This is a genomic window from Bacillus sp. RO1 (assembly GCF_012524115.1).
Taxonomy (GTDB): domain Bacteria; phylum Bacillota; class Bacilli; order Bacillales; family Bacillaceae_I; genus Sutcliffiella_A.
This window is the reverse complement of the sequence record NZ_JAAZWB010000087.1, coordinates 236,627-251,583: the sequence shown is the minus strand read 5'-3', so window position 1 is coordinate 251,583 and position 14,957 is coordinate 236,627. Positions and strand designations below refer to the sequence as shown.

The following is a 14,957-nucleotide window of genomic DNA, read 5'->3' as shown; positions in this document are numbered from 1 at the left end:
AGTGATAGTTTTCCCCTTTTATATGGTTTATGATGTAATAGGTAAAAGTTTGTAAATTCCTACTATTAGTTTACACCTATCATCATCCAAGAAAAAGGTAGAAAAATAGAAATGTTTTTGAAACCTTTAGGAGAAATGACCCGTATATAATAGCGGAAGGAAATTTTGGAAGAAGGATTAGGGTCCAAAGGTGATTGCCTTCAATACAACAGGAAAGGAAACGATGGCTTATGACGTTGTTTGGATTGGACATGATGACGCTCTACTTTTGGTGCCTCATCATCTTTGGCGCCTTGACGCTGATCTACGTATTATTGTCAGATGTGGTAGACGGGATATTTGATGTGTTACCTATTGATCCAGCTCTTATCTTTTCATTTTTTACTGTGTTTGGAGCAACAGGCTATCTAGTTGAAAAATACTCGCCGCTATCAGGTTTTCTGGTGTTGGCCATTGCCGCCGTCCTCGCACTTCTACTAGTCATACTGCTTCACATCTTTGTCTTTGTACCAATCAAGTCCGCCGATTCCTCACTCGGTTACACAGACGATGACTTAAAAGGAAAGCTTGCACGAGTTATCATCTCGGTCCCGAAAGATGGGTTTGGGGAAGTGGTACTAAGCATCGGGGGAAGCACCGTTTCACGTTCCGCACAGAGCTTTGAAAACGAGGAAATCCCTTATGATACGGAAGTCCTGATCATTGATGTCCAAACCGGAGTGGTTTCTGTCACTCCATACGAAAAGGTTTTAGAAAACTATAATAAATAGGGGGAAGAGAAAATGGGTGAAATGTTTATCATTATTGGTGCCGTCGTTGCGCTAATTTTCGTACTGATTGTCGTGTTCATCGCGCGCTACAAAACAGTCGGTCCAGACGAAGCCTTAATCATCACAGGTAGCTACCTGGGCGGGAAAAATGTCCACACGGACGAAGCCGGAAACAAAATCAAGATTGTACGAGGTGGCGGTGCGTTCATCGTGCCGGTATTCCAACAATCTGAACCATTAAGCTTGCTATCTATTAAACTAGACGTAAAAACGCCAGAAGTTTACACAGAGCAAGGTGTTCCTGTGATGGCGGACGGTACCGCGATCATCAAGATCGGCAATTCCATCGGCGACATCGCTACTGCTGCCGAGCAATTTTTAGGAAAAAGAAAAGAGGACCTGGAAAACGAAGCGCGAGAAGTATTGGAAGGTCACCTTCGTTCCATCTTAGGTTCCATGACAGTAGAAGAAATCTACAAAAACCGTGAAAAGTTCTCTCAAGAAGTACAACGTGTGGCATCTCAGGATTTAGCGAAAATGGGATTGATTATCGTTTCCTTCACGATTCGTGATATCCGTGACAGCAACGGTTACTTAGAATCTCTTGGTAAACCACGTATCGCGCAAGTAAAGCGTGACGCAGACATTGCTACTGCAGAGGCAGACAAAGAAACACGTATCAAGCGTGCAGAAGCAGCAAAAGACGCACAACGCGCAGAGCTTGAGCGTGCGACGGAAATTGCGGAAGCGGAAAAAACGAACCAAATGAAGGTTGCCGAATACCGCCGCGAGCAAGACATTGCAAAAGCCCGTGCCGACCAAGCGTATCACCTCGAAGAAGCGCGTGCGAAGCAGGAAGTAACCGAGCAACAGATGCAGATCAAAATCATCGAGCGTCAAAAGCAGATCGAGCTTGAGGAAAAAGAGATCCTGCGTCGTGAGCGTCAATACGATTCTGAGGTTAAGAAAAAAGCCGATGCAGACCGTTACTCTGTTGAGCAGGCTGCAGCAGCTGATAAAGCAAAACAAATGGCAGAAGCAGATGCAAACAAATACCGCATCGAAGCAATGGCCAAAGCAGAGGCAGAAAAAGTCCGTATCGACGGTCTTGCGATTGCCGATGCCCAAAGAGCGCAAGGGGAATCCGAAGCAGAAGTTATCCGCCTGAAAGGTCTTGCAGAAGCAGAAGCGAAAGAAAAGATTGCAGAAGCATTCGAACAGTTCGGTCAAGCGGCTATCCTCGACATGATCATCAAAATGCTTCCTGAATATGCGAAGCAAGTTGCAGCTCCACTTGGCAACATCGATAAGATTACGGTTGTGGACACTGGCGGAAGCGGTGAAAATGGCGGCGCCAACAAAGTGACTGGCTACGCAACAAACCTGATGTCTACTCTTCAAGAATCCTTAAAGGCGTCATCTGGAATTGATGTAAAAGAACTGATTGAAAACTTCTCCGGCAAAGCGAACGTGCGTCACAGCATCGACAGCCTGACGAACGAAATCGCTACTTCAAAAAAGAGCGAAGAGAAGAAAACAGAAGAATAATTAAGAGCTTGGTGCCCTCACCTGCAGCTGCTACTTTTGAGAAGTGGCGGTGCGGGTGGGGGTTTTGTTTAGGGGAGGATGCCAACCTCATTTCTCAAAATTTTCATTTTAATTGCATATCCACACCCGAATAGGCTAATATGTTATCAGTAGTGGGTTACAGGTTCACTACTTAGTGGTATTGGTAAATATAACTAACTTATATAACAACATACAGAGATAGACAACACATAGATATAAAAGAGGGCTTAGTTAAATATACGTTTAGGATGATGGGAAATGAAACGAGCTAGGGTGATATACAATCCAACATCTGGTCGAGAGCTTTTCAAAAAGCATCTGCCTGAAGTGTTGGTAAGATTAGAGAAAGCCGGCTATGAAACATCCTGCCATGCAACAACTGGTCATGGAGATGCGACAGAAGCTGCCAGGCTGGCTGTGGAACGCAAGTATGACCTTGTGGTGGCAGCTGGCGGAGACGGAACAATAAACGAAGTGGTCAACGGGCTGGCAGAACAGGAATACCGACCACAGCTTGGCATTATTCCAGTGGGTACGACGAACGACTTTGCCAGAGCACTTGACCTGCCGCGTGATGACATTTTAGGTTGTGTCGATGTTATCGCAGAAGGCGTTCCAATGCCAGTGGATATTGGAAAAGCAAATGATCAGTACTTCATGAATATTGCTGGTGGCGGAAAAATGACCGAGCTGTCCTATGAAGTACCAATCAAAATGAAAACAATGCTTGGCCAGCTTGCCTACTACCTAAAAGGAATTGAGATGCTTCCATCTATTCGCCCGACAAACGTAACGATTGAATACGATGGAAAAATCTTTGAAGGCGAGATCATGCTGTTCTTAGTTTCCTTATCGAATTCGGTAGGCGGGTTTGAAAAGCTTGCGCCAGATTCCTGCATGAACGACGGCATGTTTGATATGATCATTCTTAAAAAAGCAAATATTGCAGACTTCATCCGTATTGCTTCCATGGCACTGCGTGGAGACCATGTCAAGGATCCGTTGGTTATCTATACAAAAGCCAACAGGGTAAAAGTAAACACACAAGAAAAGATGCAACTAAATCTAGACGGCGAATACGGTGGTCTGCTTCCAGGAGAATTCGTCAACCTATATCGTCACCTTGAAGTACTGGTAACCGAAAAGCGCAAGAAAATCGAAATGGCAAAATGCGAATAGAAATAAGCAGCGGTGAGTGATGCCGCTGCTTATTTTTTTGGATTTCTTCCAATAGGAATCTCGCATCATTTTTACATTATTGCAACACGTTCAAGGAAAAATATGTTAATGTTTAGTAAAATGGGAACGCCAAACAGGAGGGGTTAGTATGAAGGATAGTATGTGTGAGGGGATTTTTTCAATAGTAGGTTTTATGAGGAATAAACGCGGTGTTAGTTTTAAAAGGCTAGCTGTTTTGTGTTGCCTCACCATTGTATTAACCGGCTGTAACATGTTCGCTCAAACTGAACCAGACCCTGAATTCACCATTTCCTCAACTTCCGTTGGCATGGGTGGGAATGAGTATGAAACAGTTCAATATGTCCGCTACTCCATGATTCTTACGTATAATGATAGATTGAAAATAGTAAAAGATACAGTAGAACCCTTACTTGCCGGATGGTTAGAGGAGCGTATGCTCGACCATGAAATCGAAATGGCGGAGGAAATAGGCGACGGGCAATTTAAGCTGGAAGGGAAAGTGACGTTTGATCCTGAAGAATTAACAAAAATGGAATTGGCGAATCTTGAAAAACAAGAAGAAACCATCCAAGGGGTTCTCTTTGAAACCACCTCAGGCGATTCCTATCAAGCGGTCATCATTGATTCCGAAACCAAGCTTAAAAAAATTGGGGAATGAGCAGCTGACTAGGACCAACCTCCCAAAAATAAAAAAATCTAAAAAAACAGTCAATAACTTTGTTGACAATTCATATAAGTATGGTAGGATTAATTTTAACAAAAACACAACTTAAATTGACGCTTATCTAGAGCGGCTGAGGGACTGGCCCGTTGAAGCCCGGCAACCTGCGAACAGCAAGGTGCCAATTCCAGCAAAATGGATACCCATTTTGGAAGATAAGGTGCACTTACATATATGCGCCTTTTCCATAATGGGAGAGGCGTTTTTTATGTGATGAAACGGAGGCGAACCAACTGGCAAACTCGGAATGGGAAGAAGTTGTTACCCACTTGGAAAGAATGCTGCAATCAATCAAATTTGGATCTATCACCCTAGTCGTACAGGATGGGAAAGTCATTCAGATAGAAAAAAATGAGAAGGTTCGCCTTCAGAAAAAATAGATTGGAGTACAGGGCGCAGACTCCACCGGGAGGAAACGCTTAGGGGAGACCCCGGAGGCTTGCCGAGGACGCTCCACAAGCGCCCCAAGGAAAGCGAAAGCAGGTACGGAAATCAACAGCGTGTTTAATAGAAATTAATAATAAACACTCGCTGACCAGACAAACTGGAGGCGGTCTTTTTACATGATGCTTGGCTTGGAACTACCAGCCAGCACTTGTAAAAGGGCTGCCTTTTTTCATTGGAAAAGAAAGGAGCAATAACAGTATGAACCAGAAAATAACGTATGAAAACTGGAAGGAGACCTCGTCCATCTTCGAGGTTGATGATGACTCAAAAGGGGCGACCGCGGTATTGAAATGGGCGTTTGGAACTTATGAATCCGATGAAATCATCTATGCCTCAAGCTTTGGGGCAGAGGCAGTGGTTTTAATCGACCTCATTCAAAAGGTAAAGCCCGATGCGAAAATTGTATTTTTAGATACCGATCTGCATTTTCCAGAAACCTATCAGGTCATTAAGGAGATAGAAAGTAGATACCCAACTTTGCAGATTGAAAAGAAGAAACCAGCGCTAACCTTGGATGAACAAGCCGTGGCACATGGCACCGCCCTTTGGAAAAGGGACCCCGGCCAATGCTGCCAAATTCGCAAGGTTGAACCATTAAGAGAAGCACTCACGCCAAAAAAGGCATGGATTTCTGGGCTTAGGAGGGAGCAGTCACCAACACGTGCCAGCACAAACTTCCTCAACCGGGATGATAAATTCCAAAATATTAAAATCTGCCCTCTCATTCATTGGACATGGGAGGATGTGTGGGACTATATCCGGACCCGGGGACTTCCCTATAACGAGCTTCATGATCAAGGGTATCCGAGCATCGGCTGCTTTCCCTGTACACAGGCAGTTGGCACAGACGGTGATTCCCGAGCTGGCCGTTGGGCGGGTAGCGGGAAGACGGAGTGTGGCCTGCATACAAACTAAGAGTGGCTGTGAGATGAAGGAGGAAAAAGCATGTTAGTGACAATGGCCGTTATCGTTGGTCTATTCTTCGCCATGAATATTGGGGCGAGCGGTGCGGCGGCATCCATGGGAATTGCGTATGGATCAGGAGTGGTCAAAAGGAATGTGGCCTTAGTGCTATGCGGAATTGCGGTGTTCTTTGGGGCATGGCTTGGCGGCGGAGAGGTCGTTAAGACGATGGGAAGTGGCATTGTCCCACAGAGTACCTTTACGGTTACCATTGCATTGATTGTGATTGCATCAGCGGCCCTGTCTTTATTTTTAGCAAATGTATTCGGAATCCCGCTTTCCACTAGTGAAGTGACGGTCGGCTCGGTCGTTGGCGCGGGAATTGTCTATCAATCTGTGTTTGTCGGAAAGCTCGCCTGGATCGTTTTGTTTTGGCTGCTGACACCGGTTCTGGCGTTTATATTAGCAATTGGGGCGACCTGGGTGTTGAAAAATAAAGTCATAGATCATTGGGTAAAATCATCACGGGCAGTTCGGGTATTGTCCGTGCTGGTTGTGGTGATGGGTGTGTTTGAAGCATTTTCAGCAGGGATGAACAATGTCGCAAATGCAGTGGGACCGCTTGTAGGAGCAGGCATCATGAGCACTGGACAGGGAATCCTCTGGGGAGGACTATTTGTTGCTTTAGGCGCGATATTACTTGGTCAACGTGTCATGGAAACGAACGGCAAGAAGATTACAAAGCTGCGCCTGGAGGAAGGGTGTGTGATTTCGGGGACAGGGGCAGGGATTGTGACAGTCGCTTCTGTGTTTGGTATACCAGTCCCCCTGACTCAGATTACGACGTCATCGATTATCGGGATTGGCTATGTGAAGCAGGGCAGGTCTGTTTTGAAAAAAGATATTGTCGTGCAGCTTCTGGTTGTGTGGGTGGTATCGCCGGTGCTATCGATGGTGCTATCCTACACGCTGATTCAGCTGTTGATTGAGCAGAATGTGTATCCGGTGATTGCGATGATCGGCGTGCTGGTTTCGGTGTTTGGAGTGAAGTTTTTGATGCAGCGAACTGGTGGATCAGGAGCTGGCTCTGGTGCGGCGGCGGTTTCGGGAGGGAGTAAGGAATGATGGATGATTTTGGAATAGGAGTTTAGGATTTTGGTTGCGAAGCGTGGTCTGGCTGAGAGATATGGGGTCACAGAGAGCAAATGTCCGAAGTTTTTGCGAAAGTGACCATAGATTTGCCAAAGTTGACCGAAGTTTCGCTTAAAATGACCGAAGATTTCGTCAAATTGTCCGAACCAATTTTCCAAATGACCGAACCCCCAGTCAAAAGTAACCGAAGCATTCTAACAGTTGACCGAACAGCACCTAAATTAGCTGTAAATTTGTCCGAACATGCCCGAAGTTTGACCGAACGATTTCAAATCACCAAAAAATCATAGATTTCTAACCAAAAATCCACAAAAAAGAGAGGGAAACAAACAATGACCTTACCTAAACCACACGGCGGCACACTAGTGCAAGCCTATCAACCAAACTATGACACTGCAAACATAACAAAAGAAATTCAAATCGACGCCATCGCCCTAAGCGATCTGGAACTCATAGGAGTTGGCCTTTTTAGTCCGCTAACAGGATTCCTCACTAAATCCGACTACGAATCTGTCGTAGAAAATCTGCGACTGGCAAACGGCATCGTCTGGTCTGTCCCGGTCACACTGCCGGTTACAAAAGAAGTGGCAAGCACCTTACAACAAGGAGAAACCTATAAGCTGACCCACCACCAAACCACATATGGAATTATTACCGTTTCCGAATGGTATGAGCCAGACCTCCAAAAAGAGGCCCGCGAAGTCTACAAAACGGAAGAACTCGCACACCCCGGGGTCAAACGACTATTCGAAAGGGGCGACATCTACGTCGCGGGGGAAGTAATCCTTACACAAAAACCAAACAAAGGTGTAGCCCAAGACGTATGGCTTGAACCCAAGCAAACTCGCGAACTTTTCGAGCAAAAAGGCTGGAAAACGGTCGTCGGCTTTCAAACGAGAAATCCAGTCCACCGTGCTCATGAATATATCCAAAAAGCGGCGCTTGAAACGGTAGATGGGCTTTTCCTCAACCCACTCGTAGGCGAGACAAAATCGGACGATATTCCTGCGGATGTCAGGCTTAAAAGCTACCGTGTACTCCTAGAAAACTACTATCCAACAGACCGTGTCCAGCTGGCAGTTTACCCGGCGGCCATGCGTTATGCAGGTCCAAGAGAAGCCATTTTTCATGCCGTCGCCAGGAAAAATTTCGGCTGCACCCATTTTATAGTAGGGCGGGATCATGCGGGAGTTGGTGACTATTACGGTACTTACGATGCGCAGCATATTTTCCATCAGTTCACAGAGGAAGAGCTTGGCATTAAGCCATTATTTTTTGAGCATAGTTTTTACTGTAATAAATGCGAGGGTATGGCCTCGGATAAAACGTGTCCACATCCATCAACAGACAGAGTCATATTATCAGGCACGAAGGTAAGGGAGCTGCTGAGAGCAGGGGAGCTTCCGCCGTCCACCTTCAGTCGAAAAGAGGTCATCGAGGTCTTGATCGATGGGCTAAAACAAGAGAAAACAGCTGCCGTATAAAGGAGGAAATGAAAAATGAGTTCTAAAGCCACCAACATCACCTGGCACGAACAGGCCATCACAAAAGAGGAGCGCCGTGCTCAGAACGGGCATGGCAGTTGTGTCCTCTGGTTCACCGGCCTATCGGGATCCGGTAAATCGACCATCGCTAATGCAGTATCCACAGAATTATATCGCCAAAGCATTAACGAGTATGTATTGGACGGAGACAATGTCCGCCATGGACTTAACAAAGATTTAGGATTTTCAGATGCGGACCGCAACGAAAACATTCGTCGCATTGGGGAAGTGGCAAAGCTTTTCGTGGACAGCGGCAAGATTGTGACGACCGCATTCATCTCTCCCTTCCAAGTAGACCGGGATCAGGTGAGAAAACTGTTTGAAAGGGGAGAGTTCATTGAAGTATTTGTGGACTGCCCGTTGGAGGAATGTGAAAAAAGAGATCCGAAACAACTGTATGCGAAGGCGAGACGCGGGGAAATCAAGGATTTTACCGGTATTGATTCACCGTACGAAAAGCCGCCACAAGCAGAAATCACTATCGCATCCGGCACACAGACCGTGGAAGAAGCCGTCAACACGATACTCCAATACTTAAGAAACCAAAAAATTATTTAAAGGGGGTTCCACTTATGGCATATGTAAAACACTGGGCCGATAACGAAAAAATCAACAAGACGGAAAAAGCAAAACTGGAGAAGGATGGTCTTCGAATTCTCGATGACATCCCGCATTACGCGAAAAATGGATTCGACTCCATTCCTAAGGAGCAATGGGACTTGTTTAAATGGGCAGGCCTTTATCTGCAGCGTCCAAAAGAGGATGGTTATTTTATGATGAGGGTCAATGTTCCGTCCGGCATTCTCACCAAGCCGCAGGTGGAAGCATTGGCAGGCATCGCGCGGGATTATGGCCGTGGTGTTTTTGATATCACCACAAGGCAGGCAATCCAATTCCATTGGTTGGAGATAGAGCAAATTCCGGACATTTTCGATCGTCTTGAAGCTGTGGGACTTTCCAGTGCAGGAGCATGCGGAGATATCACCCGTACCATTGTCGGCAACCCGATTGCGGGCCTTGATCCTGACGAGCTTTTTGACACAACGGCGATTGTAAAAGAGGTCTATGATTTCTTCCAGAAGAATGAGGACTTCTCTAACCTGCCGCGAAAATACAAGATGTCCATCAGTGCCAATACGAAGAATGCATCGAATGCGGAAATCAACTGTGTTTCTTTTACACCGGCTACAAAAACGATAGATGGTGTCTCGAAAAGTGGCTTCCACCTAAAGGTCGGGGGCGGACTCTCCTCCAGACCGTTTCTAGCAGAAACCATCGATGTGTTTGTAGAACCGGAAAGAACGCTTGAAGTTGCGATTGCGGTAACCACCATATTCCGTGATTTTGGCTATCGAGAGAAGCGCCACCTTGCACGCTTGAAGTTTTTAGTAGCCGATTGGGGGCCGGAAAAGTTCAAGGAGAAGCTGCTAGAATACACGGGGCCGCTACCTTCCAAAGGCGACGAGCCAAAAGAAGAATGGAATGCTGGTTACTTTTACGGGATTCATGATCAAAAGCAGGAGGGCTTAAAGTTCCTCGGCTTCAACGTACCGGTTGGACGCTTGGATGCGGAAGAAGTGTTCGAGCTTGCGAGAATTTCAGGAAAGTATGGAAACGGGGAGATCAGAACCTGTAACTCTCAGAATCTCATCATTCCGAACATTCCGGCTGAAAACGTGGAGCCGCTGTTAAAAGAGCCAATATTCAAACGCATCTCCATCAACCCGAACTCCTTTCTCGGGCATGCGGTTTCCTGCACTGGTATCGAGTATTGCAACCTGGCATTGGTGGAAACGAAGGAACGCATGCGACTTATTGCAGAAGAACTTGATCAGCGCATCAGCTTGGACGTACCCATCCGCACTCATATGGTCGGCTGCCCCAATTCCTGCGGTCAGCGTCAAATTGCCGACATCGGCCTGCAGGGGATGAAAATGCGCAATGAGCAAAAAGAGATGGTGGAAGCATATGAGATCTATGTTGGCGGTACCTTGAACAAAGGCGGCAAGTTCAATGAAAAGCTGAAGGGGAAAGTGGCGGCAGAGGAATTGACGGATGTCCTGGAGGAGCTATTAATCTACTTCCGCGACCAGAAAACAAAAGGAGAATCCTTCTTTGATTTTGTTGGACGCGTGGGAGTTTCCACCTTGCAAGGCGTACTAGATACTATTTTAGGAAAAGAAACCGATGGCGTATCTGTATAGATTTGACGTGACCATAGAGGCCAAGGAAATTGTATCCGTCATCTTTGCAGAGAACGATGAAGCAGCTTTTGAACACCTTGATGTGGAACTTGAAAAGTTTTATCTGAAGGAGCCTGAGGTCAAAGAAGTTATTTTACGAGAGAAAAAGCGCCTTGGAAAAAAGAGTGGCTATATTTTAGATCCAGAGGAGAAAGGGTGGTAGCGCATGACCGGAAAAGTATATTTGGTGGGAGCGGGTCCCGGGGATCCCGAATTGATTACAGTGAAGGGGTTGCGCCTACTCGAGCAGGCGGATGTCATCCTCTATGACCGCCTGGTGAACCCTGAACTACTAAACTATGCAAAAAAAGAGGCGCAGCTTGTCTACTGCGGAAAGCTGCCCCATTACCATACGATGAAGCAGGAAACGATTAATCATTTTCTCGTAAAATATGCGAAAAAAGGCTTGCAGGTCGTGCGCTTGAAAGGAGGAGACCCGTTCGTGTTCGGCCGTGGCGGCGAGGAGGCAGAAGAATGCTTCAAACAGGATGTCCCTTTTGAAGTCATACCGGGGATAACTGCTGGAATCGGAGCGGCTGCCTACGCCGGCATTCCTGTTACCCACCGGACCTTAAGCAAAAGTTTCGCATTCGTCACAGGACACCAGGCAGGTGACAAGGAAGCGGAGCATCAGTGGGCAAATCTTGCGCATGCCGTGGATACAATCTGTGTGTACATGGGGGTTTCGCAGCTTCCCAATATACTTAAGCGGCTACAGGAAAATGGGAAGTCTTCTAAAACTCCGATTGCCCTTGTCCACTGGGGAACGCTGAAGGAACAGCGGACCGTCGTTGGCACACTTGCCAACATTGAGCGAAAAGTGAAGGATGCCAACATCTCCAATCCGAGCATGATTGTGATCGGGGAAGTGGTGAAGCTGCATGAGAAGTTACACTGGTTCGAAGAGGAAGTCGCGCCACACTTGCCGGTAGTGTACGGATAGAAGGGAGCGGGTTTTGTGACGAAAGCCATTTTGTATGTAGGGCATGGAACGCGGTCGAAAAAAGGCGCTCGGGAAGCGAAAGAATTCTTGGGGCGGGTCATTGCTAGAGTGGATACACATGCACCAATCCAGGAAATCAGTTTTCTGGAATTGACCGAACCATACATCCCAGAAGGATTCGAGCGCTGTGTGGCAAAAGGTGCAACCGAAATCACCGTCGTTCCTATCTTTCTTTTAACAGCAGGACATATAAAAGAGGATATTCCAGAAGCGCTAGAGCCACTTCGAGTGAAATATCCGCAGGTCAGCGTAGAGATTGCCCCTGCTTTTGGGGTGCAGGAGCGGATTGTAGAAGCAATTAGTGAATTGGTGAGGTCGGCGGTTGGGATGGTGGATGCTACCGATTCTGTTTTGCTGGTTGGGAGGGGGAGTAGTGATCCCGCTATTCATAAGGCTTTTGCGGAGATAAAAACTGGGCTTGCTGAGAAATTAGGCATTTCACAAGTGATTGTCTGTTATTTGGCGGCTACCACGCCATTGTTTGCCGAGGGTGTGGAGAGGATGAGTTTGGAGGCAGATGGCAGAGTTCTAGTGGTGCCATATCTATTGTTCGCGGGCTTGTTGTTAAGTGAAGTCGAGCGCGAAGTTCGGAAAAGGCAACGGTCCGGAGAGGATATTTTGTTAATAGAGCCGTTAAGCCGCCATGAGGTAATTCAGGATATTGTGGTGGAGCGGGCTACTGTTACAGGAAAGGAGGAAGAGAGCGTTGCAACCGTTGATCATTGATTTGAAGGGAAAGAAGGTAGTCATAGCGGGTGGCGGAAGGATTGCCGCTCGGAAAGCAAAGGTACTGGATGCCGAGCAGGCGGATATTTCGTTTATTGCGCCAGAATTTTCCGAGGAGGTACGGGAGTTGTCAGCCTTGAGAGGCTATCGGTTAATCGAGCGGGGAGCGGAGGCAGATGATTTTGCAGAAGCGTTTTTAGCAATCTTAGCGACGAACAACAGAGAGGTCAACGCTGCATTGGTTCGCTCGTTGCATGAGTCACAGCTCGTTTGCGTGGTAGACGAGTCAGGGGAAGGGAACGTCACATTCCCGGCAACGGTCAGGCGCGGAAATTTGCAGATCGCGGTAACCTCCAACGGATCTAGTCCTAAATTGACCCGTAAGTTGAAAAGAGAGCTGGAGGAACAGTTTGATTTTAGCTGGATTTCCTATACAGAGTTTCTGGCAGAATATCGGGAGGTGGTGAAGCGGCTACCGTTGTCTTTTGAAGAAAAGGGGGAGCTGTTGTGGGAGATACTGGAGGATAGGTATCGGTTGGATGAAGAGGCTAGGGGGGAGAAAGTAGAGGAGTTGTTGCGGTTAAAAGGAAGGTTGATATCATAGCAGTTGGTGAAAAGCGGCCGTACTTGTCGGATTGTACGGTCGTTTTTTTTTGTGTTGGGAGAAGTTTAAAAATCAAGAAATAATCTAATACTAGTAAAATAATAGATTGACAAATTTTCCAACAAACCTATATAATCTTCTCAATATCAAACGTCGAAGAGGACTAGTAAAATGATTTTGTCTATCCAAGAGAGGGTGCCGAGTGGTGAGAGGCAGCCATAGATAAGCATTTGAACCTGCCTCAGAGTTCTGCATCAGAAACGGTGCAGCGGTTCAAAACCGTTACCATGAAAGAGAGTGAAGCTTTGCTTTGAATGAGGGTGGTACCGCCAGAAATGGTCCCTTATTTAGAGCAGGGCTTTTTTTATTTAGCTGAAAAATGGGTTTGGCATCAACTTGGGGTGTTTTGGCACGAACTTGCCTCGTTTTGGCACCAACTTAGGCCATTTTCGCACGAACTCACTTGATTTCGGCACGAACTTTTCAAAAAGGCGGTCTTATTTACATGCATAATCCCATAATTTTATGAAAACCAGCAAATTTTGAACCGTTCACTTAGATAAACCGACATATATACTATAAAATCTCATAAATACTTCTCAAAAAGGAGCAAACCAACATGTCTAATAAAAATTTCGTAGAAAAAATCACCAACATGGACGAAGATTTCGCGCAGTGGTACACAGATGTTGTCACCAAGGCAGAACTTGTCGACTACTCCAGCGTCCGTGGCAGCATGATCATTCGTCCATACGGATACGCACTTTGGGAAAACATCAAAGACGCGCTCGACAAACGGATCAAAGAAACCGGCCACGAGAATGTTTACATGCCACTTTTCATACCGGAGAGTCTCCTCCAAAAAGAAAAAGACCACATCGAAGGCTTCGCACCGGAAGTAGCATGGGTCACCCATGGCGGCGACGAAAAGCTACAGGAACGCTTAGTTGTCCGTCCAACATCTGAAGTACTTTTCGGTGAGCACTACAAAAACATCATCCATTCTTACCGGGACCTGCCGAAGCTTTACAACCAATGGGCAAACGTCGTTCGTTGGGAAAAGACAACCAGGCCGTTCCTAAGAACGCTCGAATTCCTCTGGCAGGAAGGACATACGTGTCACGAAACAGACGAACAGGCACATGAAGAAACGGTGAAAATGCTTAACGTCTACGCAGAAATATGTGAGAACATCCTAGCCATCCCTGTTATCAAAGGTCAGAAGACGGAAAAAGAAAAATTCGCAGGAGCAAAATACACCTACACAATCGAAAGCCTGATGCACGACGGGAAAGCATTGCAGTCCGCCACTTCCCATCATCTGGGCGATGGTTTTGCCAAAGCTTTCGGTATTCAATTCCTCAACCGTGAAGGCAAGCAGGAATACGTGCAGCAAACATCTTGGGGCTTCACGACCCGTATTATTGGAGCGATGATTATGGTTCATGGAGATGACCGAGGACTTGTCGTTCCTCCAAGAATTGCACCAGCGCAAGTGATGATTGTCCCAATCGCTCAGCACAAAGAGGGCGTGCTGGATTTTGCCTATGATTTAAAAGAAAAGCTGGCTAAAACCATTCGCGTTGGAATTGACGCGAGCGACAAGAAGCCTGGCTGGAAATTCAATGAGTATGAAATGAAGGGGATTCCACTTAGACTGGAAGCTGGTCCACGTGATATTGAACAGCAACAAGTAGTCCTTGTCCGCCGTGACACTGGGGAAAAATTGATAACGTCAATAGATGGACTAGAAGCAAAAATTCAAGAAGTCCTCGAAGACATCCAGAAAAACCTTTTAGAAAAAGCACGTTCCCATCGCGAATCCAAAACGAGCGTAGCGACGACTTTCGATGAATTCAAAGAGCAAATCGAACAAAAAGGCGGCTTCATCAAGGCTATGTGGTGTGGAGATCAAGCGTGTGAAGATAAGATAAAAGAGGAGACGAGCGCCACTTCCCGCTGTATGCCTTTCGAACAGGAACAAGTTGCCGAATCTTGTGTATGTTGCGGAAATGAAGCCAAACATATGGTATATTGGGCTAAGGCATACTAGATCGATTTTTAAGGGGAGAAAG

General features: G+C 46.5%; 15 protein-coding genes, 1 riboswitch and 1 other annotated feature. All 15 genes read left to right on the top strand.

The features are described 5' to 3' along the window. Positions 1-230 precede the first annotated feature (230 nt). The 15 genes from HC179_RS18115 to proS all read left to right on the top strand — a co-directional run bounded on the left by HC179_RS18115 (position 231) and on the right by proS (position 14,935). Entirely contained in the window at positions 231-770 is a 540-nt protein-coding gene (locus tag HC179_RS18115; RefSeq protein ID WP_168865588.1) for an NfeD family membrane protein, read from the top strand. Positions 771-782: 12 nt separating this feature from the next. Further along, on the top strand, positions 783-2,318 hold the full coding sequence (locus HC179_RS18110) for a flotillin family protein (RefSeq protein WP_168865587.1): 1,536 nt from the start codon (positions 783-785) through the stop codon (positions 2,316-2,318). Between the two features lie 279 nt (positions 2,319-2,597). After that, on the top strand, positions 2,598-3,518 hold the full coding sequence (locus HC179_RS18105) for a diacylglycerol kinase (protein WP_168865586.1): 921 nt from the start codon (positions 2,598-2,600) through the stop codon (positions 3,516-3,518). Positions 3,519-3,666: 148 nt separating this feature from the next. Continuing rightward, on the top strand, positions 3,667-4,197 hold the full coding sequence (locus HC179_RS18100) for a hypothetical protein (protein WP_168865585.1): 531 nt from the start codon (positions 3,667-3,669) through the stop codon (positions 4,195-4,197). A gap of 120 nt (positions 4,198-4,317) precedes the next feature. Then, positions 4,318-4,422, top strand: a riboswitch (SAM riboswitch). Between the two features lie 71 nt (positions 4,423-4,493). Next, a complete protein-coding gene (locus HC179_RS18095; RefSeq protein WP_168865643.1) occupies positions 4,494-4,640 on the top strand; it encodes a YezD family protein in 147 nt (48 codons plus the stop codon). A gap of 265 nt (positions 4,641-4,905) precedes the next feature. Then, positions 4,906-5,622: a phosphoadenylyl-sulfate reductase gene (locus tag HC179_RS18090; protein ID WP_168865584.1), complete on the top strand. Its 717-nt coding sequence runs from the start codon at positions 4,906-4,908 to the stop codon at positions 5,620-5,622. A gap of 30 nt (positions 5,623-5,652) precedes the next feature. Then, entirely contained in the window at positions 5,653-6,735 is a 1,083-nt protein-coding gene (locus tag HC179_RS18085) for an inorganic phosphate transporter (protein ID WP_168865583.1), read from the top strand. 359 nt (positions 6,736-7,094) lie between these two features. Next, entirely contained in the window at positions 7,095-8,246 is a 1,152-nt protein-coding gene (gene sat / locus HC179_RS18080; RefSeq protein ID WP_168865582.1) for a sulfate adenylyltransferase, read from the top strand. A gap of 15 nt (positions 8,247-8,261) precedes the next feature. After that, the gene (gene cysC, locus HC179_RS18075) at positions 8,262-8,864 is read left to right on the top strand and encodes an adenylyl-sulfate kinase (protein WP_168865581.1); all 603 of its coding nucleotides are present in this window, start codon (positions 8,262-8,264) and stop codon (positions 8,862-8,864) included. Positions 8,865-8,878: 14 nt separating this feature from the next. Beyond that, positions 8,879-10,510, top strand: a complete 1,632-nt coding sequence (locus HC179_RS18070; RefSeq protein ID WP_168865580.1) for a nitrite/sulfite reductase — start codon at positions 8,879-8,881, stop codon at positions 10,508-10,510. Next, positions 10,494-10,712 carry a DUF3906 family protein gene (locus HC179_RS18065; protein WP_010191873.1) on the top strand — a complete coding sequence of 73 codons (219 nt, stop codon included), beginning with the start codon at positions 10,494-10,496 and terminating at the stop codon, positions 10,710-10,712. The genes HC179_RS18070 and HC179_RS18065 overlap by 17 nt, the downstream gene beginning before the upstream one ends. 3 nt (positions 10,713-10,715) lie before the next feature. Further along, the gene (cobA, locus tag HC179_RS18060) at positions 10,716-11,492 is read left to right on the top strand and encodes a uroporphyrinogen-III C-methyltransferase (protein ID WP_168865579.1); all 777 of its coding nucleotides are present in this window, start codon (positions 10,716-10,718) and stop codon (positions 11,490-11,492) included. A gap of 15 nt (positions 11,493-11,507) precedes the next feature. Then, positions 11,508-12,278, top strand: a complete 771-nt coding sequence (locus HC179_RS18055) for a CbiX/SirB N-terminal domain-containing protein (RefSeq protein ID WP_168865578.1) — start codon at positions 11,508-11,510, stop codon at positions 12,276-12,278. After that, entirely contained in the window at positions 12,259-12,882 is a 624-nt protein-coding gene (locus tag HC179_RS18050; RefSeq protein WP_168865577.1) for a precorrin-2 dehydrogenase/sirohydrochlorin ferrochelatase family protein, read from the top strand. Before HC179_RS18055 ends, HC179_RS18050 begins: the two co-directional genes overlap by 20 nt. 144 nt (positions 12,883-13,026) lie before the next feature. After that, positions 13,027-13,229 (top strand) — a binding site (T-box leader). A 272-nt stretch (positions 13,230-13,501) separates the two neighbouring features. After that, on the top strand, positions 13,502-14,935 hold the full coding sequence (proS, locus tag HC179_RS18045; protein WP_168865576.1) for a proline--tRNA ligase: 1,434 nt from the start codon (positions 13,502-13,504) through the stop codon (positions 14,933-14,935). Positions 14,936-14,957: the final 22 nt, after the last annotated feature.